The 19833-nt window shown below is 34.0% G+C and carries 21 protein-coding genes; 11 read left to right on the top strand and 10 right to left on the bottom strand.

What is annotated here, in order from left to right:
* Positions 1-63 precede the first annotated feature (63 nt).
* Positions 64-2805: a hypothetical protein gene (locus tag ABLB98_RS14550; protein WP_348883333.1), complete on the top strand. Its 2742-nt coding sequence runs from the start codon at positions 64-66 to the stop codon at positions 2803-2805.
* Between the two features lie 105 nt (positions 2806-2910).
* A complete protein-coding gene (locus tag ABLB98_RS14545; RefSeq protein WP_045124700.1) occupies positions 2911-3918 on the top strand; it encodes an SMEK domain-containing protein in 1008 nt (335 codons plus the stop codon).
* Between the two features lie 92 nt (positions 3919-4010).
* Here ABLB98_RS14545 and ABLB98_RS14540 read toward each other — a convergent pair whose 3' ends face one another.
* From ABLB98_RS14540 to ABLB98_RS14505, 8 genes are all read right to left on the bottom strand, one after another.
* Positions 4011-4514, bottom strand: a complete 504-nt coding sequence (locus ABLB98_RS14540) for a hypothetical protein (protein ID WP_052659787.1) — start codon at positions 4512-4514, stop codon at positions 4011-4013.
* Between the two features lie 19 nt (positions 4515-4533).
* Positions 4534-4983, bottom strand: a complete 450-nt coding sequence (locus ABLB98_RS14535) for a hypothetical protein (RefSeq protein WP_151725948.1) — start codon at positions 4981-4983, stop codon at positions 4534-4536.
* A 29-nt stretch (positions 4984-5012) separates the two neighbouring features.
* Positions 5013-5501: a thermonuclease family protein gene (locus ABLB98_RS14530; protein ID WP_045124702.1), complete on the bottom strand. Its 489-nt coding sequence runs from the start codon at positions 5499-5501 to the stop codon at positions 5013-5015.
* A gap of 8 nt (positions 5502-5509) precedes the next feature.
* Positions 5510-5734: a hypothetical protein gene (locus tag ABLB98_RS14525; RefSeq protein ID WP_044424310.1), complete on the bottom strand. Its 225-nt coding sequence runs from the start codon at positions 5732-5734 to the stop codon at positions 5510-5512.
* A gap of 4 nt (positions 5735-5738) precedes the next feature.
* The gene (locus ABLB98_RS14520) at positions 5739-6119 is read right to left on the bottom strand and encodes a hypothetical protein (RefSeq protein WP_045124703.1); all 381 of its coding nucleotides are present in this window, start codon (positions 6117-6119) and stop codon (positions 5739-5741) included.
* 359 nt (positions 6120-6478) lie between these two features.
* On the bottom strand, positions 6479-8377 hold the full coding sequence (locus ABLB98_RS14515) for a DNA primase (RefSeq protein ID WP_348883335.1): 1899 nt from the start codon (positions 8375-8377) through the stop codon (positions 6479-6481).
* 105 nt (positions 8378-8482) lie between these two features.
* Positions 8483-8914: a hypothetical protein gene (locus tag ABLB98_RS14510; RefSeq protein ID WP_246891180.1), complete on the bottom strand. Its 432-nt coding sequence runs from the start codon at positions 8912-8914 to the stop codon at positions 8483-8485.
* Between the two features lie 63 nt (positions 8915-8977).
* Positions 8978-9493, bottom strand: coding sequence for a hypothetical protein (locus ABLB98_RS14505; RefSeq protein WP_246891181.1), 516 nt, complete (start codon positions 9491-9493; stop codon positions 8978-8980).
* 347 nt (positions 9494-9840) lie between these two features.
* Between ABLB98_RS14505 and ABLB98_RS14500 the strand changes: the two genes are divergently transcribed.
* The 4 genes from ABLB98_RS14500 to ABLB98_RS14485 are packed head-to-tail and all read left to right on the top strand — an operon-like array spanning position 9841 to position 12305.
* Entirely contained in the window at positions 9841-10524 is a 684-nt protein-coding gene (locus ABLB98_RS14500) for a hypothetical protein (protein ID WP_240016355.1), read from the top strand.
* A 14-nt stretch (positions 10525-10538) separates the two neighbouring features.
* Entirely contained in the window at positions 10539-11357 is an 819-nt protein-coding gene (locus tag ABLB98_RS14495) for a transglycosylase SLT domain-containing protein (protein WP_240016354.1), read from the top strand.
* Positions 11358-11378: 21 nt separating this feature from the next.
* Positions 11379-11690, top strand: coding sequence for a DUF1456 domain-containing protein (locus ABLB98_RS14490; protein WP_155393329.1), 312 nt, complete (start codon positions 11379-11381; stop codon positions 11688-11690).
* 24 nt (positions 11691-11714) lie between these two features.
* Entirely contained in the window at positions 11715-12305 is a 591-nt protein-coding gene (locus ABLB98_RS14485; protein WP_240016352.1) for a hypothetical protein, read from the top strand.
* A 67-nt stretch (positions 12306-12372) separates the two neighbouring features.
* On the opposite strand, the gene ABLB98_RS14480 is transcribed toward ABLB98_RS14485, so the two are convergent.
* Together ABLB98_RS14480 and ABLB98_RS14475 are read right to left on the bottom strand one after the other, a co-directional pair.
* Complete coding sequence (locus ABLB98_RS14480) at positions 12373-13353, bottom strand: hypothetical protein (protein WP_240016415.1); 981 nt, start codon at positions 13351-13353, stop codon at positions 12373-12375.
* A gap of 201 nt (positions 13354-13554) precedes the next feature.
* Positions 13555-14652: a hypothetical protein gene (locus ABLB98_RS14475; RefSeq protein ID WP_240016345.1), complete on the bottom strand. Its 1098-nt coding sequence runs from the start codon at positions 14650-14652 to the stop codon at positions 13555-13557.
* A 241-nt stretch (positions 14653-14893) separates the two neighbouring features.
* Here ABLB98_RS14475 and ABLB98_RS14470 point away from each other — a divergent pair, with 241 nt between their 5' ends.
* The 5 genes from ABLB98_RS14470 to ABLB98_RS14450 all read left to right on the top strand — a co-directional run bounded on the left by ABLB98_RS14470 (position 14894) and on the right by ABLB98_RS14450 (position 19787).
* Positions 14894-17146 (top strand): DNA topoisomerase, encoded by a 2253-nt coding sequence (locus ABLB98_RS14470; RefSeq protein WP_348883336.1) that lies wholly within the window; start codon positions 14894-14896, stop codon positions 17144-17146.
* A gap of 15 nt (positions 17147-17161) precedes the next feature.
* Positions 17162-17548, top strand: a complete 387-nt coding sequence (locus ABLB98_RS14465) for a hypothetical protein (RefSeq protein ID WP_240016344.1) — start codon at positions 17162-17164, stop codon at positions 17546-17548.
* Between the two features lie 108 nt (positions 17549-17656).
* Positions 17657-18700, top strand: coding sequence for a transcriptional regulator (locus tag ABLB98_RS14460; RefSeq protein WP_052501251.1), 1044 nt, complete (start codon positions 17657-17659; stop codon positions 18698-18700).
* 75 nt (positions 18701-18775) lie between these two features.
* Positions 18776-18973, top strand: a complete 198-nt coding sequence (locus tag ABLB98_RS14455) for a hypothetical protein (RefSeq protein ID WP_044424397.1) — start codon at positions 18776-18778, stop codon at positions 18971-18973.
* Position 18974: 1 nt separating this feature from the next.
* Positions 18975-19787: a Fic family protein gene (locus tag ABLB98_RS14450; protein WP_044424396.1), complete on the top strand. Its 813-nt coding sequence runs from the start codon at positions 18975-18977 to the stop codon at positions 19785-19787.
* Positions 19788-19833: the final 46 nt, after the last annotated feature.

Below are 19833 nucleotides of genomic sequence, written 5' to 3'. Positions count from 1 at the left end.
CAGAGAACTTCCATTTAATTTAGGAAGTTCTCTTTTTTTATAAGAAAAAGGAAAAGTTGAAAGATGGTTGCGCCTAGACACGATGGAACTACAAATCAATTTGAACCGAAAGATTTACGTGTAGATACCCGTGATATATTTCAGAAAATGCACCAAGCATTGCTGAAATCTGATGGGTCTCAGTTATTTGCCATAGTTATTTCTTCGCTTGCCGTATTAACAATTTTCTTTCCCTTTTTCTTAATTCTTTTAACGCCAATCGCCTTATTAATGATCCGTTTGTACTTAGTACCCAAAAAACGTTTTCATAATATGCCCTATCGAGTGCCTAAACATGCCAAGATCCCTGACGGATCTTTTGATGCTCTGGCCAGAAAGGTTTCCTTGTGGAAAAATCCTGAGAAAGCATGGGGAGATGGTACATATTACTATGGTGTTGACCGCATCACAGGACAACAGGTTTGGAAAACAGACAGTGATGAAAGAACCCATGACCTGCTCATTGGTACAACGGGTGCAGGTAAGACTGAAACGATTAAAATGATCCTGACCAATCCATTGCTGCAAAATAGTGGATTTATCATTTCTGATGCAAAGGGTACAACGGATCTAGTCGCTGAATTAATGTATTTGACTGCTCGTTTTATGCGTCAAGACGATATGTTGGTGACTAACTTTATTACCGCAGGGCGAGACTTGCTTGAGAAGCAAGAAGATAAGCTCAGTAACACATTTAACCTGATGTCATACACCAGTGCAGCCATGCTAAGTGAACAGTTGGTGTACCTACTGGATGACTCTGGTGGTTCAGGTGGTGATATGTGGAAAGGCCGTACAATTATGTACCTGACCGCATTAACCAATATTCTGACATTTCTTCGAGATCGTGGCCTATTACTACTTCAGCCAAAAACTTACGTTGAATATCAGGAACTCAACTTAATTATCCGTGTGGCCTACGGAGAGGATTTTGAAAAATATTATAAAATTTTTGGTGAAAAATACATCACAGCTGTAAGTCCATTACGTGCCTATCTTGGCTCTTTGGCAGGTTTTGATGAAAGCAGAATGTACAAACAGGATGCAAAAACCAATGAACAGCACGGCTATGTAATTATGAGTTTTACCCGTGCAATCAGTGATCTGTCATTTAACTTTGGTCATATCTATGGTGATAAAGCCTCAGAAATTGATATGTTCGATGTGGTATTGAACAGACGTTGTTTACTGATTGTTTTACCTGCTCTACAAAATGCTCCAGATACGATCAAAATGCTTGGAAAACTCTGTGTCGGATCATTGAAGCAAATGATGGCAGGGGCATTGGGTAACAAGATTGATGGTGTGGTACGAAATGTTATTGAATCGAAAGTCACAGCCTCCAAGACTTGCTATAAAGTTGTTCTGGATGAAGTCGGCTACCAAATTGTGGCAGGTCTTTCGGTAATTCCTGCTCAAGCTCGTGGCCTATCTTTCAGTATGACCTTTTCCGCACAAGACGTTTCGGACATTTTACGTGCAGATGAAAAAGAGGGTGAGGCAATTATTGCCAATACCAATACAAAAACTATCGGTCGTATTAACTCTGGTGAACAAGGCCAAACTTATACCCGTGTTAAAGGGATTGTCAGTGATACCAATCAGGCCACGATTCAGGGCTACAATGTTGAGACAAGTGAATTATTCGGTACGAATTACCGACAGTCCACAAATGTAGGAATTGAGAAACGTCCAACAGTTTCTTATAAATCATTGGCCACTCAGCAAGAGGGGCAATTCACAATGATTATTGCGAAAAAAATTGATGGTGGTAAAAGTGGCGTATTGTCTGCGATCCAAATGCAGACCATGTATGTAACACCACCAAAATTAAATAAGATCCGCTTAAATGATTTCGTATCAATAGAAAAGGAACTTTCATATTTTGACCATATCGAATATGAAGACCAGATTGCGAAATTAGCCAGTTTCATTGAAACTGGTACTTTGGCTCAAAGTTGTCCGAACTATGGCAAAATTGAGGCAATAGGAGCTGAGAATCGGGGTATTCAATCTGACTTAGAAAATATCGGGGCAATATTCAACCAAAACCAAAGTAATGTTGGTTCGTCATTCTATGCTGCACTCAGAACAATTCAGCTGATGCTTGAAGCAAGTAGCGTGAATGATTTTGCGTCTCCATTCTATGAGGTGGACGTAGCTGATAGTTCATTCAATGATGAGCTAGATAATGAAATTGATAACTTATTCGCTGAAGTTAAAGTGGAGAATGAACAACTTGCTTTTGTATTGGATGAGACCAACAAGATCCAGACTCAACAGCAAGCAGATTTACGGCCTGAAGAAATTTTGAAAAATATAGATCATTATTTGAAATTAAACCAAAACGAAGTTCAAACGGTCACTGAAGTTCAGGAGTTCGTTAAAGGTAATAACTTCATCGATGCGGAGCAGCTGTATTCAAATGAGTTTGCTCAACGTGTGCAGGCGCATTTGAAGTCTTCAGATATTTTTATTTCCCATTTCTCCATTCCAAGTATAGAGGATCTACAGCAGCTTGATCAGGCAGCATTAGATACGCAAAAGTCACTAACGAGATATGTTGACGAATCTATGCTTGAGCTGTGTGAGGAAGATGCGATTCAACGCTATCAATATGTGGAAGACTTTATCAATTGTCGTGATGTTTCAGTGCAGCAGATGCAAAAGGAAATTAAAGATCAGGACGTTGAAATTTTACAAAGTTTAGAAAAGTATTATGAAATTATCTTTTCTCAAATCAGTAAAAACCTTAAAGATGAATGATGATTAAAGCAAAAAAGACTGGTTGATCCAGTCTTTTTTTGGCCTAAACAAAAGGGAATTTGATATATTTACAATTATTTAGATTAAAACTGATTTGGGGATGCCATGTTAACTAGAACAGAGCAAAGTCATCATCTGAGTACTGCATTTGCAAATTTGAGCACATCAATAACATTTAAATGTCAGCAAGGATTGTTCGATGATAATCATGTAATGGAGACCATTTTACCAACTTTGCTGAATCACCTTTATGGTTTGGGTTTAATGAATCTAAATATAGTCAAGCATAACCATCCTGCAATAGATCTTGGTGATTCTATTATGGGTAAGGCTGTTCAGGTTACAGCAGATGGAAGTAGATCCAAGATGGTGGATACGCTCGAAATGCTAGAAAAGCATGAATTGGATAAAACTTATAAGGATATAACTTTTTTAATAATATCCAATGATCCAAAAATTAATTTTCAAAGACAAGGTTATTCAATATCAGTAAAGAATTTAGGGGATATTGCAAAAGACATTGGCCTGTTGCCACCTGAAAAATTCGATGTTATTTATAATTTTTGTGAAAATCAGTTTAGATACTATTTTACCAATAATACTCAAAGTTTTTTCCAACCAAAAGTATTGCCATCTAAAGATCCTAATATAGATATTAGTAATTACATGAAATCTAATGGATTCACTCAACCTTATAATGTATCAATTGTTGATATGCGAAATGGTCTCATATTATTGAAAGATACCCTTTCTGGTTTAAATGATGATCAACGTTGGTTTATCCATAAACTAATGAATTACGCAATTAATTATAAAGAAGATAAATGGTTTGAGTATTGTATTGCCCCTTATAGTTATATGGTTTCAGGTTTGCAACCAAACCAATACTTTATGTTCAAAACAACTGCACAAAGCTTAGAGGCTATGAAAATAGCATATTATGAAAATGAACCAACATGGAAGTTTGACTTTCCTTTTTTTGGACTGTCTTTTAGAACTCAAATTGAGGAATATAATTTTTTCAGTGGTCTTTGTTGTTTTATACATGAGAAAGGTGATTTAGGTTTATTAAAGAAAATTATAATTGATTGTGATTTTTCAGATATTAATTAAGAATAATTTGCCTTGAAAAAAGAAAGATTCATGGTTTATAGCATGAATCTTTTGGCTATTCCGTATAGCCATTTTTTAGATTATTACTGGTTTTATATTTGCGAGTGAGCGTATAATGCCTCTGCCTCATTTTCATAAATTAGTTCTTCATTTTTGAATTGATCGAGGGTAAGTTGTCCACTCATTAGGGCAAGTCTAATACGAAAATTATTAAGAATTATTTTTTCCTTTTTCGCTAAAATCATCCATCCTGCACATATCTTTTCGCTATTCATTAAGGCGAATTTTACATTTTCTAATAGCTCAGGGATGTTGTATTTAATCTCAAGCTGTTTACGCATGTTCTCCAGTTCAATAGGATCTATATCCTCATCGATGATCCAGTCTAATTCATCATCGATCTGCTCCATTGCTTCATCGTATGGCTCTCTGGCATCTTTACTAACAGTTTTATGACATGGGAAAAGTTGATCATCAAATTTCATATAATTGATGATCTGCAATATACGTTCAGGTCTTAAATAGCCATTGCCTTTTCTGAAAGGGCACTCTTTACAAGCAGCTTTAAGATCAAATGAGTTATGTTCATTACACATAAAGGGTACTCTAAATACTTTAATTCAACGGCTTGGTTAGGATCAATTCTAGAAGATCTTTGATGGATTTAGCTGTCTCTAGATCTCCACGTTTAAGAGCATTCTGGTATGCCTTTCGTTCTGGTTCTAAACGAATACTCAGGTCTTTAATAACTTCTGGTTTTAAGGATGTCTTTTTAGCATCAGATAGAGCTGTATTCTGTTCGGCGATCCATTGAGTTAAGAGGGACTTGTCCTCAAACTTGCCCTTTTGTAGTGTAATGGATCTGTTCAGTCTGGCTGTATCATCTTCAAAGTATCCCTCGAAGATTAGACCAAGAAGATTCTTGTCACCTGCATCGGCTTCAAAATGAAGTTCTTTATCGATATTACCCTTATCATCGAGCGTAAATATCACTAAAACCTTATTCTTGGATTTGGTAATGCGAATGCCTGCGTGGACATATAATTTTTTTTCGCCTTTTTCCATAATAATATTCTCAGGAAATGCACTAAAGATTAGCGGTAGTATTTTCGCCATGTAGCAGGATAAATAGGATTCTTATCGTTCCATAAGCCAAGTTTACGATATTTTGCCCTATTTTCCGCATCAACATAGGATTGGTCATTGCCATATTCTCTTGAATACCAAGCAAAACCGTTTTCTACAAGGTTTAAATTGACGTTGAGATTACCTATGTACACCGTGCCAATGTTTCGCTTATACAGATCCATTTTATTTGATTTTACATAGACAACTTTCCCATAAACCAGACTGTTTAAAAACTGTCGTGAAGCTTGGCCATAAGGTTGAGTCGGTACACTACTATTAGGGTGAGAAGTTTCTGGCGCATCAATATTTTCTAAACGTACAATCTGTTTTTGATTGTTTGAAATCACAGTGATCGTATCGCCATCAGTTACGCTATATACCTTTCCAGAAAAATCTGCATAAGTATTTGTAGTTAAGAGACACACAACTAAAGTTGAAAAGCTAAATATTTTCATGGATATTCCTATTTTTTAAGTTCTGTATGGAGTGGATAATTCATAAGCTGACCAATCTTTTGCCAAGCCATAAATCCATACTTTGCCCGTAAGTAGTCGGTCGAAAGGATTGCAGCACAATCTTTGATATTCCATAGTTCTGGATTACCGCTTTCTATGCGTTCTTTTCGTTTATTTCTGTGCAATTTCACGTCATTAGAATTGCGTTTGGCTTTATCTTTTTTATCTAACATTAGCTTATTTCCTTTTATCTATTGTTAGAGTAAATGCGCCTGTAAAAATGTTTGGCGTGTAATAGCTATTTATTGATCTGTGGAAGATATGATCAACTTTCATTAAAAGCTCAGTCAGTTGAAGTTTGTCTTCAATCTGGAATTGCATTCGATCTATGTACAACAATTTTGAAAGAGCAGCCTTAATTAAAAATGCATCACTGATCCCGATTATAGGTGCATCAGTGTTTTTTGTCTTTTGGCTGAAGTTATTGTGCGGATTGACTAGAGGGAGGAATTTTTCAAATATTTTTTCTAACACCGTGAATGTGTTATCGGAAAAATTAAAAAAATCAGATTTCGTATTGGCATTGTCGCCAACAAAACTAATTTGTACAGTTCGCATAAGTGCCTCTCAGTTCTCTTGGAATCTGAAAAAATTTAAAAACAATGTTCATCAGTCATTTCTGATCTGATATACGCACTATAATTATATCTTAGCATTAAGTCAATATATTATATTTAATATGTACAAAGTACATATTAAATATAATTTGAACTTTTATTGATTATATGCACAATGCACCTATAAGGTAATTTTCGTTTTTTGTGCTTTATACATAGTGAGGCGACACTATAGGTCTCTTTTTGGCATTTTTTGAAGTCAGAATGCTTCAAAAAGATTATACTTAGTGGATGTGAAAGATCCTAATTAAGGGTACTTGATATTTATTAAATATGGCGCATTAATTGCGCCATATTTTCTTATAGAGAGTTTGCAATTTCTTCTTTATTTTCTTTTTCAATTAATTTTATATTTTGCTTTTTTTCAAAAGCATCTATGGAGTTGACGCATATTTTTATTAATTTTTTTGCCCATTCTGGTTCTTTTATTGCAACAGCATCATCAATTGCAAATTTTAAGTTGTTATAGAGTTCCAATTTTTCTTTCCTTTCTAATTGTAAAAATGAAATATATTCGATTGTATTTTGTAATTGTAATTCGGCCTTATTCTTGGTTTCAGCTTGATTGCTCATTAGATCCTGATCTACCGCACTCACCGCATAAAACATGGTCTGAAGTGTTAAGTTTACTTTATTAAGGGTATCCCTTTCGGTATTGGCTTTAAAATCTAATTTATCATTTAGGTTTGATATTGCTTTATTTAGGTCGTGCCAGTCGTTTTTGGTGCAAATATATTGCATCATGGGGATAATGCTTTTACCTTGCTCTGAAGCCATTGCACGTACTAGATCACCTGCAATTTCAAATGAATTATCTGTTGTATTTGATGAAGCAAGTTGGTGCTTTTTTTCATCCAATTTATTAATCAACCATGTTGTAAAAACTGAGGGATCAAGGGCATTTGTTGTTTTCTTCAATGAAATTTCAGGTACTCTGCTATGAATTTGATGAGCTAATAGATTGGGTTTATCTGATGTTGATTCTGTCATTTCGATTTTTTTATAAGCTGATATTTCGTGTAAAAGGTTATTCAGAATGTCAAAACAATGCTGAGTACCATATTTAATTTCCAAATCATTCCAGTCTGATATTTCATTCGCTTCATCTTTTTTTACTGGTGGAATTAAAACATTGCCATTAACCGCATTTGCAGCTTCTAGAGCTTTTGTTACCCCTCCATTTTGACCTTTGCTTAATTGTTCTTTTAAATCATTATCTGCAACTTGATAAATACTCGCATTTGGAAAACGCTCTTTAATGGCAACTGCGACCGATAAGAGATTATTCTTATCAAAGGCTGAGAGAATACATGGTTTATCTTTACTGATCCGTGAGAAGCTTTTACCTGTTGAATATCCCTCTGATATTGCAAAATGTTGATCGTCTAGTGAGGGTAGGCGATTGATCGGGCAAAATGTAGCTTCTTTCTGGCCAGATGAAAGGTTAGCCTTAAAAAACTTATGTGCACCTTTATTGTCTCGATCTGGAAAAGAAGAAATGGTTTGCACATTTACAATTTTTAAATCTTTATTGTAGTAAGGCGTAATTAATGTATTCCTGAGATGATAATTTTGAAACCACCCATGAGTGAAATATTTAGGTTTTTCATAATCAATTATTTTTCCTTTTGCTTTGGCTTTTTGAATGGTTCTAGCAACAAGCATGTGAAAAGATTTTGCAAATAATGGCTGATGAACTATCTTTCTGCAATTAAAAAGATTGAGATTATCATCTGTGATTAACTTTGCTTTTAAATACGGTATTTCGTTTATTGACTTAATCGGGATTGCTCTTGCAAACTCAATACGTGACCAAGTTGCAGCAATGCGCTGTCTTGTATTTAGGTGGCGATCTCTACGTCTCTTTTTAATGGTATTTAGTTTTCTGCGTTTTTCTTCTTGCCTCTGTTCTTGAGGGGAAAGTTGCTTTTTTTTGAGTTGTTTAGGGTCTAGATGCCAGACTTTTTTTACAATGCCTTTATCGTAATTACTATACAAAACACTCGGCACATCATAGTTAAAATTTAATCTATACCATGCCGATTTTGAATTTCTGTTTTTGCCAGTTCGTTCAAGGCAAGTTACCCACTTTCGACTTCCATCCGTTACAAGCTTGTCGAATGAAACATCCAGTCCCTCGCTACGCAAATAGTCAACAAACAGATCCTTAGCATCTGCTTCTGAAATGTCTAATCTCACCGTTATTCTCCTTATCTTAGCATTCTAGATGTCTAAGCTATTAAATCTTTTGGGTGTCTTTTTATTGTAGCATCAAAAAAATTAAGTATTCATTTTACAATTTTATTATTGTGTACATTGTTCACGTTGCAGATAAGAAATTAAAGCTAATGACTCTATTTTTGTTAAACTGAGCTTGGTGAAATCTTCAATCAAAACGTGTTTAATTGTTGCATCCATATCATTAAGACCAAACTCATCAAAATAGATACTAAATATAAATTTATGGATGTCTTGTCCATATTTATATAGGAATAGTGATTCAGAGTGAGATTTGGTAATTATTTTGAGAGCTTGAACTACTTCTGGATCTATTTTTTTTAAAACTGATGCGGTATGTTCTTCCAGTAGTGATATGTAGTCGATTAGCATTCGATTAATGTGTTTAGACCAAGAAACATTGCTTTCTTCTGCATCAGTGTTGGCCGTGCTGCGAGACAAACTTGAGATGTATTGTGAAACGGGCTTGCTTATGGAAATCCTTTTTTTCTCTGACATAACTCATCTACTATAAAAGAAAAGCTACTTTTTTAAGTAGCTTTATAAAAAATAGATTCTACATTATTTCTTAAACAAAACAGTACTCAAGTTGGGATCATAGAGGCTAAGTTTTGGCTGAACATACAGCACTTGATCCGATGGATTTGATTTGCTGAAGTCAATATTATCCAAGAAGTTCAAATAGAAAACCCCTGCATTTTTCTGAATAAGATCATACTTTTTTTGATCAGGATTTTTAAAAAAAGTATGTGATGTGCCTGATCTTACTTTTTGCAACTTATCGAAATCCAGTAATAGAAACGTGAAATCAGTTGATTGTTGACGCTTGTGCAGATTGTTTGCAAAAGGTATCGCCAGATCAATACAGTAATCTTTTTTATTCAACGTGGTTAGTACATTGCCGTCTGTTGTTTGGTAAGCTGATATGTAAGGTTGATCACACTGGTAGTACATTGCATTGACAGGTATGTAATAAGCTCTCTTAAGAACAGAGATCCAAAAAACTAAAATGATTAGACTGATCAACGCAGTCAAGGCGAAATATCTTAAGAAGCGATAAAGTTTGATTCTATTCATTTGTAACACCAATTTATAAATAGTTCGCAAGTAGTAATTCATTTAGGTATGTGAAGAAGCCTGCAACCTCAAGGATTTGAAAATAGAGTACTTGTAGTGATACCAGAGTGACTATAAAAAATGGCCGTCTCAACCATGAACGAGGAAAATTAGGAAATTTTTGAGCAACATAAAAAGGTGTGGCTAATAAAACAATTTGAATAAAAACAACTATTAATAGTAGAAATATAGCCATGTAGTTGTACCGTAGAAATCCAATTTTAAAAAAATTATAGTTTATATTTTTAAAAATACATAATACAATATTTTAAAAATCTACATGAAGAAATTTTTCTTAAGGTGAGGGTATGTTCGGAAAGATATTTAAGGGGGTGAAGTTCCTCTACGTTACAGTCCCACTCAAAGGACTATTGGCCAATCTTGGCTACAAACAATTGAAGCAAAGTTTGGAAGTGAATAAAAAGCAGTTCAAACAAATCAGGAATCCAATCTGTCCAGTATGTTTTAAATGTTGTATCAATTTCGAAAAAAATAATTTCAATGCTGCTGCTGAAAATAAGAAGTCTAATCTTCCTAAAAACTCAATACAGCTTCATATAACTTGTGATAATCCAGAATGTACCCTTGATGAAGTTATATATAGTATTGATGATAAAAAGCAAATTAAACAGAATATTGATAATCTGATTATTAAAATAGGTGATAAAAAAAGGGATAATATACTAAAAGAATTATCTCCTAGTTTTGTTAATATGAAAATTAATGAGCACTTTCAAAAAGCTCAACTATTTAAATGGCTTTCTATAGCATGTTTTACTGCTGCAATTATAACTTTTATTTTCTATGGGTTCATTGCATTTATCTGTTGGAGTTTATTCGGCACAGGTATGTTCTTGCTTTCTTTAAAGTGTGCTTTTCAATGTTGGCAGGCTCAAACATTTAATATATTTCGTACTTCAAGTTTATTTATGTATTGGTTTAAAAATCATCAATGGTTTAAAAAGCCTACTCTAATCCAATCAAAAAGCTAATTATGGTGGTTAGTATGTCTAATTCAAAATTAATTTGTTTATGTTTAATTTCCTTTTTTTCAAATTCGGTATTTAGTAAAGTACCACAATTAAGTTCTGATCAACTTGGGCAATACGCTAACCAATTAAATAACTCACCTAAACCAGTTTCAGCGCATAATATTAATCCAACAATAAGTAATGTCTCTTTTAATCAAAAGATCGATGTTTCTAGACCTGCTTACAGATCTACGAGTTATACGGGTAATTCGACCAGTGAGCAAGCAATTGAATCTCAAAAGGTTAAAAGGGAAGAAAATAATTGGGTTGTAGATTTGGTGAATAGTAAAAAACCACAACAGGTGAATTATGCAAATTTTCAACAGCAACCTCTGCAAACTCAATCAAATCAATATCAAGCGCAAGCAGGCCGAAAGGCTACTTTAAATTGTGTAATACAAGCAGCACGTAGCGAGGGAGTACCTTTGTTTGTATTGCTTGGTATTCAAAGTAAAGAACGTGGAGAGAATGGTCAGATCAATGCGTCTAATGACTTAGGGCATTTTCAGATCAATACTCAACATTTCAGAGCAGGGGGCATGTTTAGTAATATAGATATGAATCTTGCTCGTCATGATGGATGCCTGAATGCAACACTTGCAGCTAGAGTATTGAGAAGCCGTCTTCAGTCAAATGGATCTGCTGATTTCTGGACAAAGGCTGCTGCTTATCATTCTTGGACACCTCAGTTGAATGCAATATATCGAAATGGAACTCTTAAAAACAAGGGTCTAATAGAGTATTCGATGCAGTGGAAAAAGTGGCTAGAGTTGAATGGAATTAATCCTAACTAATTTATGTGCTTGGAGAAAAAATTGTCTACACAATCTACAGATATTACGTTTAATCATATATTCAGACATTTGCTAGAACTAACGCAATTAAATGAAGATCCAGATACGCTAATTCAGTTATTTAATGAGCAAGGACTTACGATTGATGTTCAAAGAATTGAAGCTTGGACTAAGGATTTTTCTGATCCATCAGCTAGACGAATGCCAAAAATGATGTTCTGTGGCTTTATGAACATTCTAATGAATATCAAAAATGAAGCTCAATTAAAAGAGATTAATCTTTTTGATTTGAGAGGAATACTTGAGGACATTCGAGAAGCAGAAGTTATTTAAAAATATTTTACAAAGGGCATTCAAGTGAAATTAAATCAAAAAAATTCAATATCATTTATCATTTTTTCTACATTGTTGTCTGGATGTTTTAATCCTTTCGGTATTGACTTGGATTCTGCTAAGTCTGATATAGCAGAAGAAATATATTACAATCATCTAAGAAGTAATTATTCTTCACTCTCTAAAAATTATACTGTTGATGATAAAGAATTTGATATTAACCCATTAAGCCTTAGTGTTGATTATGCGGTAATGGGTAATTGCAAGAGCTTGTTTTCTATATCAAAAGAGGATGTTGAGAAAAAGGAAAAGGCTATAAACTTAACTTATTATGCAATGTCATCTACTGAAAATATCGATAAAACAGCATATATAGCATGTATTGATCGTTATTTGAGAACTTCGGAACTTGATGCCGAGACGCTAAATAACCTTACCAATGATCCAGACTATTCAAGAATGAAACTATATTCAGACTTTGATAATAAAATTAAAGAAATTAAAGTGGATGGGAAAATAACATTACATGAAACTTTAGAATTATTATCAATTATGAGTAACCATACCAAAGAAGAAAAAAAGCAAAACTATAATTCCAAAGTTGCAGCTTTATAATGCGTTATGAATCTTGCTTGTTGAGGCTAATTATTGGCACAAGCCAGACTTTGTATAGATATTCGAATTAATCTCGAAGTCTACAGAAATCCTGAATTTCAGAAGTGAAATCTAACACTGAATATTTAATTGATTTTCCAAACTGGATGTCAATTAAATGTTTTAAGTTATGAGAGCTACTAAAATATTTACTTGGTACGATTTCATTCATCTGAGTTTCAAAACGATCGAGGAGATCCTTGCAAACATCTTTTGCGTAATCAATATCATCACAATCGCTAAAAGAACCTTTTCCATTTAGAAAGGACATGACTTTAGATGACATAAATTTAGAGTAATGACTTTCTACCGTATTTTGCATGTTATGCAAACAAGTTAAAAAATCTATAAGTTTATTGGGTGTGATACTTTCATGTAAAACACTTAAGATCTCACCATCAGCATTAAATATAGCATATCCCAATTCGACAGCGGTCGGCATTCCAGTTGAACTGAATACGAGTGGGTTACCCTTGTGATCTAAGCAGCTGATAGTTTCTCCATCTTTAAACAGGTTGTTCTCACATAGATCATTAACTGTTGTGGATACTACAAGCATTTTAGAAAGCTTTTGGCCGATGCTATCAATATTGTTGTTTAATGTATTAACTGGTTGCTGAGTGAAGCGTTTGATAGCTGCATTTACTTCAATAGTAATTTGATTTTCAGTATAGTAGTGTGCATTTTGGATATTGAATATGTTGAATAAGCCAACGTGTAAAATCGAACTTTCAACTATTGAATCAGGTGAAATTTTAATATCATTCGGGGAGGTGGCTAGTACTGTTATTATGCAATTCTGGTATCTTTCTTTTAATTGGCTCTCGCAATAATTCGTAAGGGAGAAGATATTACTAACAACAGGTCTAAGTTTATCTTCATTTAAACAAATGATGATTCTCGGTAACTGGCAGCCAACTATCGGGTCTACAGTTCCGAATTTATCACTGAAAATCATACCACCTACACCCTCAAGCATATTTTTATGTTTCCCATGTATGAGCAGCAAGCTGACTCCTTATAGGTAACGAAATGAGACTCACGAAATTATTTTTCTCAGATTTAATTGATCTGTTTAATTAAATATACAGATCTGTATGTATATTACAACAAGTGTGCTGATTATAACAAATATTAGCACAAACTAACAATTTCCGTCATTCATAAATTTTATACAGCAAATAAATTGTGAACATATTAATTGAAATGTCTATAAGTTTTCAGCGAAATCATAGTGTTGCAGAAATTCTTCCAACTGCTCATGTATATGATTTTCATTTGAAAGTTTTGGAGGCATTAGTTTTAATCTGATTTCAAAATCAACAATATGTGTTGTCCAGTGAAGACCAATTAATCTTGCTTTACTTTGTTCTGCGATCTGTTGTGCGGATCTAGCTTGTCTGTAATTAACTCCATAAGTTATACCAACTCTCCAGTTTTTAGGATTTGTTGGAGATGTAGCATGGTACGTTCCTCCTTTCCCTTTGCTCCAAAATAGATTCTCATTGTCTTTATAAGATGGCTTCTGCTTAACAACAGGTTTCACTGAATTCTTAGAAAAATTATCGATTTCAATTTCATCTGTACAAAGTGCAGTCAATAGGGAAATATAAGGAGATAGATGGTCGTTAAGCTCGTCTTTTGTTTCATATTTTATGCCATTAATATATGAAATTTGCTGACTTATTTTTCCTGATCGATGAATATCGAAGATAACTACTGGTAGTGGCTCTAAGGACTGTAGTGATGATTTACTAAAAGGATTATGCGTGTTCAATAGTATGATTAGTTGATTAGGGGATTTATTTTTGATTGTATTTAATGTTTTTTCTTGAAAATTTAAGATCGCATGAAAACCATGCACTGTTTTACCTTGTAAATCCAATGGTTTTTCAAAATCTATGTATAAACTACCCTCTGGTAAATTTAGTAAAAGTCTAAAATCCAAAAATTTCCCTGCGGTGCTTGTACTTAAGCATTCAAAAGTATAATCATCAAAACGATAAATACTTTTGCTATATCGCCAAGTGAAATGAACGATAAAATTAAAGAAATAGGGCGTATACAACTTATGTTTGCTATCTAACAATAGGCTTGTCATGAATGGTTCTACGAGATCCACCCATAAGAAATTAGGTAGAAAAACGCTTGGATGCCATTCATATTCACTCAACGCCCCATTGATGCGTCCAGCATTCATTGCTTTGGTGGCAGCAACGGACTGATAGAATGCTTTTTTCATAGCTTCATATTCAGTATCTAGATCAATCAAATAATTGATTGGACTAAATGATGTTGAAGTGGTCATATCCTTTCCTTATGAAAAAAAGTGATCAAATTTTATAAATCTAGTGCTGATCATCTTAACAGTAAGAAATACTACTATATATTCAGGTTTTAAAAACAGGCTAAAGTGGGAATTTTGGCTAGTGTTTGTCCGACAATCTAAATTTTTTAAAAAATAGTAATATTCAAAAAATAATTGCTATTATAGAGCCGTACCTATCAACAAACTACAGATCACTGGTGACTGTAAAAAGGATAAAGATATGAGTGCTCAAAATCTGGTTATTGTTGAGTCGAAAAATAAAGTCTCAAAAGTCCAAACCTATCTCGATCAACTATACGGAAAATCTTCGTTTATAGTTTCTTATAGCTCTGGCCATATTCGTGATTTACCAACTGATAGCTTCGGCCTTACCGAAAATTATACTCCAACATACGTTTTTAGTGATGGTGGTGCAAGACGTGTAGCTGAATTAAAAAAATTAGCTGTAAATGCTCAAAATGTTTATTTGGCTACAGATGATGATCGAGAGGGTGAAGCAATTGCTTGGCATCTTCAGACAGTTCTCAAGTGTAAAGAAAGAGCTTTTCGTGTAGCGTTTAACGAAATCACCAAAGCAGCATTGAAATCAACCTTTGATAATCCTCGTTCTTTGAATATGAAGATTGTAGCAGCTCAAGAGGCAAGGAGATTTCTTGATCGAATAATTGGCTATGTTGGAACACCAGTTTTTACTGTACTTTGTGGTGAAAGACAAATTGCAGGTAGGGTGCAAAGTAGTATTGTTGTTTACCTTGCTGATCTGGAGAGACAGATACAATCATTTGTAAGTGTTCATCATTTTGGAGTTAGTTTTTTATTTGATGAATGGACAGCAAATTGGGAAACAGAAAACTTTGTGGAAAAGAGCAATCCATATTTTATGGATAGAGAGATTGCTGAAAAGATAGCTTTACTTAAAAACTTTAATGTCATTTCCTTTGAAGAAAAACCTGTAAAAAGTTCTCCACCTGCTCCCTTTACTACGCCAACTTATCTACGGGCTGCGCAGGTTCAATGTAAGTTAAAACCAAAAGAAGCAATGAAAATTGCACAAAAACTTTTTGAAGATGGCCATATTACATATCACAGAACTGACTCACCAAATATTAGTGATGACGCATTTTCTATGATACAAGCCTTTGCTTTAAAACATAAGTTACCTGTATTAGCACAAGTAAGAAAATTCAAAGCTAAAAAAAATGCCCAAGAGGGGCATGAGGCTATACGTCCGACCGATATAAATATATCCAAAATTTCAGAAGATCCTATTTTACAGCAAGTGTATCAAATGATTTGGTTACGTGCAGTGGCAAGTCAAATGGAAGAAGCAACCTATACTTCAAGATCGGTACGACTCGTAGCAGATCAGAAAATTGAAAATAGGGATGTATTTATTAAAGCAACTGGCCGTAAATTGATAGATCAAGGTTGGCTGCGTCTTACAGCAAAAACAAGTTTCTCTGAAAATGAACAGGACGATATTAAAGAAGATGAGCAGGAACTAAACAATCCTGTTCCATTATTAACAGTAGGAGCTGATGTTAGGGCGACATCTGGACAAGTTAATAATAAATCTACTCAACCACCAAGAAGACATACTGAAGCCAGTCTAATTAAATTTATGGAAGATTCTGATATAGGTAGACCATCTACTTATGCTGTTATCGTTTCAAAAATTATCGAGCATGGGTATGTAGTAACCGACAATAAAAATAAACTACATGCAACAGATCTAGCCATGCGGTTAAGTGCCAAAGTCGCAGATAAGTTTGACTTCTGCAATCTCACCTATACTGCGGGATTGGAGGGGCAACTGGATTTAATTGCACATGGCGAGAACATCAGTCAAAGACTACTTAAAGAAGCTCATCAGACCATTTTAGCTCAAGCTCAAAACGCCTCAAAGTTGTTAGAACAAGATCCTAATACTCAATACTGTAGTAAATGTCAGTCAGCTTTAGTTCTCCTCACTGGAGCAAGTCAGAAAACATACTTTAAGTGCTCTAACTTGGCTTGTGGACATAACATGAAGAATGAGAACGGTAAGGCTATCGACAAAGAAGATAATGTTACGCCATTCAACTGTGTCGAGTGTAGTAAATCATTGATCATTATGAATGGAGCTAAAGGTAAATTTTTTGGCTGTTCAGGTTTCTTTAACAAGCGCAATAAATGTCGTGCTTCATATCCAATGCTTGAAAATGGTGAACCAGACTTTGCTCAATATGCTAAGAGAAAAGAACAACTTGGTTCACAGTCTATAGGATCAGTCGATACATCTAAAACAAATGTGGCAACAGTTTCTTCAAAATCAAAAGATCACACTTGTCCTGAATGTAATAAAACACTGAGCCAAAAATCAGGAAAACGTTCAACAGATGGAAAAAAATGGGAAATGTGGATCTGTGAGTGTGGATCTAAGTATTGGGGTGCAAGAAATAAACCAGACTTGTCTAAAAAAGTTTCAAGCTAATCGAGATCTTTAAAAATGAACATAAATACTTTAAGAATTCAGAACCCTTTGCTTACTGATAAAGCCTATAAAGTAGTGGTTGGTGTAATTGCTATTGTTCTTATAGGCCTGATCTATTTGTTTGCAAACCAAGCATATAATGGTGTTTTACTAAAGCTTAAGCTGTGTCTTTTTCTTCAGCTGATCCTCGTCATTTCGCTGCAATTTATTGCTTATGTTGCAGACAAAATTACACATATCAAAATCTATTCGTTTTTGGGTTTTGTTCTTTTATTTTTCAGCAGCTTTTATCTTGATAATTTCTTTTACGGTAATGTAGCAGGCAATTTTTTGCGTTATTACGTTTTATTTGCTGCATTACAAGTCTTACTAATTTGGCTATCATCTAAGAATGAGGGTTAAAATATACAATGTATAAACAATTAATTTATACATTGTATAAAAACAAGTTTGTGCTCCTTGTTTTTTCACACTACTATAGTGAAAACAAGGACACATAGAGGCTACAAGATGGTCATTAAATTTTTTAAAAATCTTACTAAGCAAAATCAAGTTGAGGAATTGTCTGATCCTATTCCAGTACGCTTACCTCAAAATTTACTAGCAGAGGTTACAAGTCAGGCTGAAGAAATAGGAGGTAGTCGATACAGATCTAAGCACATCGTTAGTCTGATAAGCATTGGTGCAAATTACTATCGAGCTTCGAGTGATTTCGTTAAAGGTCTCTCAGCGGATCATCTTGCGTTTCTAACTAGACTACATTTTGTGTTCGATAAGCTTGGGTTGCAGTCTACAAAGGTTGCAGAGAGTTTAGGCCACAAAGATCCTGTTCAAGTTTCCGCATGGATGGATGGAAAAGTACATCCATCATTCGAGGAAATAGAGAGTTTTTGCAAATATTATTTCATTAATGAAAATTGGCTTAAACATGGCAATAATTCAAATAATCTCTCGTTTACGCCCCATCTTGTTTATAGAAAAAGCTTTAACAGAAATATTGAATCACAGTTGAAATTTATTGCTGAATATAGCGACATAAAGATTGAGACAATTAGATTAATACGAGACAACACAGGTAGGGTTGTTGCTTCTGTAGACTATGGAAATAAACGTTATGTTACCCATTATTTTCATAATCTAAAATTAAAAGATGAAGATAGTGTCGGTTCTGGTGGATTTGGTGATCTAACTCACTTGGCAGCATTCTGTAAATTATTGGATGAATATTTTAATGCGGTGTTAACCATTTCTTATAATGTACATGAACAAGATTTGGAAAAAATCGTTACTGGAGAGTGTATTCCTGATGATCTAGGAATTTGGGGGCAGCAACATGCTAACCATTGGTATGAAACAATACATAGCTCAATTGCCACTAAAGAAGACAAAGACTCAAGCTATTGGAAAGGAGCGATTGGATTATTCACTTCACTTCAGCAAAGCGACACTTACGAAAGACTGATTAACAATATTGAAAAAAATTCTGAGGTCTATGAGGCATTTAACTACAGTTACAAACAGAAATTTCAAACTTTTGATTATTTTAAAAGTTAGATACACTATTAAATTAATCTTTCATTAATGAAAGATTTAAACAAATTCAGATGAATTAATAATGAGGCAAATATCATGGCAAATCGAATTAGAGAAGCGTTTAAAAACACAAATGGCATAGTTGAACACGAATTCTCAGATGAAGTAATAAAAGCATCAGAAAAAAGGGTCAATGAAATGATTGAGAGAATTGCAACTGGCCAAAGTACTTTTGAAGAAGAAGATGATCGCCTGATGGCAGAATGGGAGCGGAATAATCAAGAGGATAAATAATATGACTGAAAACTCTAATGAAGATGCAAATAATGAGTTCTACGAAGAAGCTAGGGAGATATTAAATGAACCAGTTAGGACAAGAGCACAAAAAGAATTTAACAAAGAGTTAGAGTATTCAATCACAAAAGCACGTACTGCGAAATTGGATAAAGAACCGATTTTAGGTAATTATGATAAGGTTCATCTTTCAAAAATTCATGAAGCGATATTTAGACGCTTATATGATTATGCAGGCAAGTTTAGAGACTTTAATATATCTAAATTGTGTGTGAATACAGAGAATGGTGATTTTGAAATAGGTCACTTTCTGGAATCAGAGAAAATAGATGAAAATTTGGTAAAGTTTAGTGAAAAAATAAATAATTTAAATCGACTCAAAGGACTAAATAAAGATCAATTTATTGAAAATTTTACGATCTATTTTGCTGAATTGAATGAGATACATCCATTTCCAGAGGGTAATGGCCGTGCAACAAAAGTATTTATGAGACAACTTGCGAATGATGCAGGTTATGAAATTCATTACGATAAAGTAAATTCAAATGAATGGAATTATGCATGTAAGCGTTCATTGTCTGATCAAAAGGTTTATGTTGAGCATCCAGTAGATCCTAAGCCGAATACTCAGGACTTTAAACTGTTAAAAAATGTATTTGAAAATATCATAGAGCCTTTATTAAAGCCTGAACAGAACTTAGCAATTTCAGCATTTACACAGGGTGTTAAAAATAGAAGTACATTTATTCTTAAAAAAGAGAAAGATCGAGAGCAAAATAAAGATGATGATTCTAATACACCAACGTTTTTTTAAGGATGTAAACACTAATGATAAAAGTACATAACGAAAATATATTAAA

This window comes from Acinetobacter yuyunsongii, assembly GCF_041021915.1.
Taxonomy (GTDB): Bacteria; Pseudomonadota; Gammaproteobacteria; order Pseudomonadales; family Moraxellaceae; genus Acinetobacter.
This window is presented reverse-complemented; position numbering and strand designations above follow the sequence as displayed.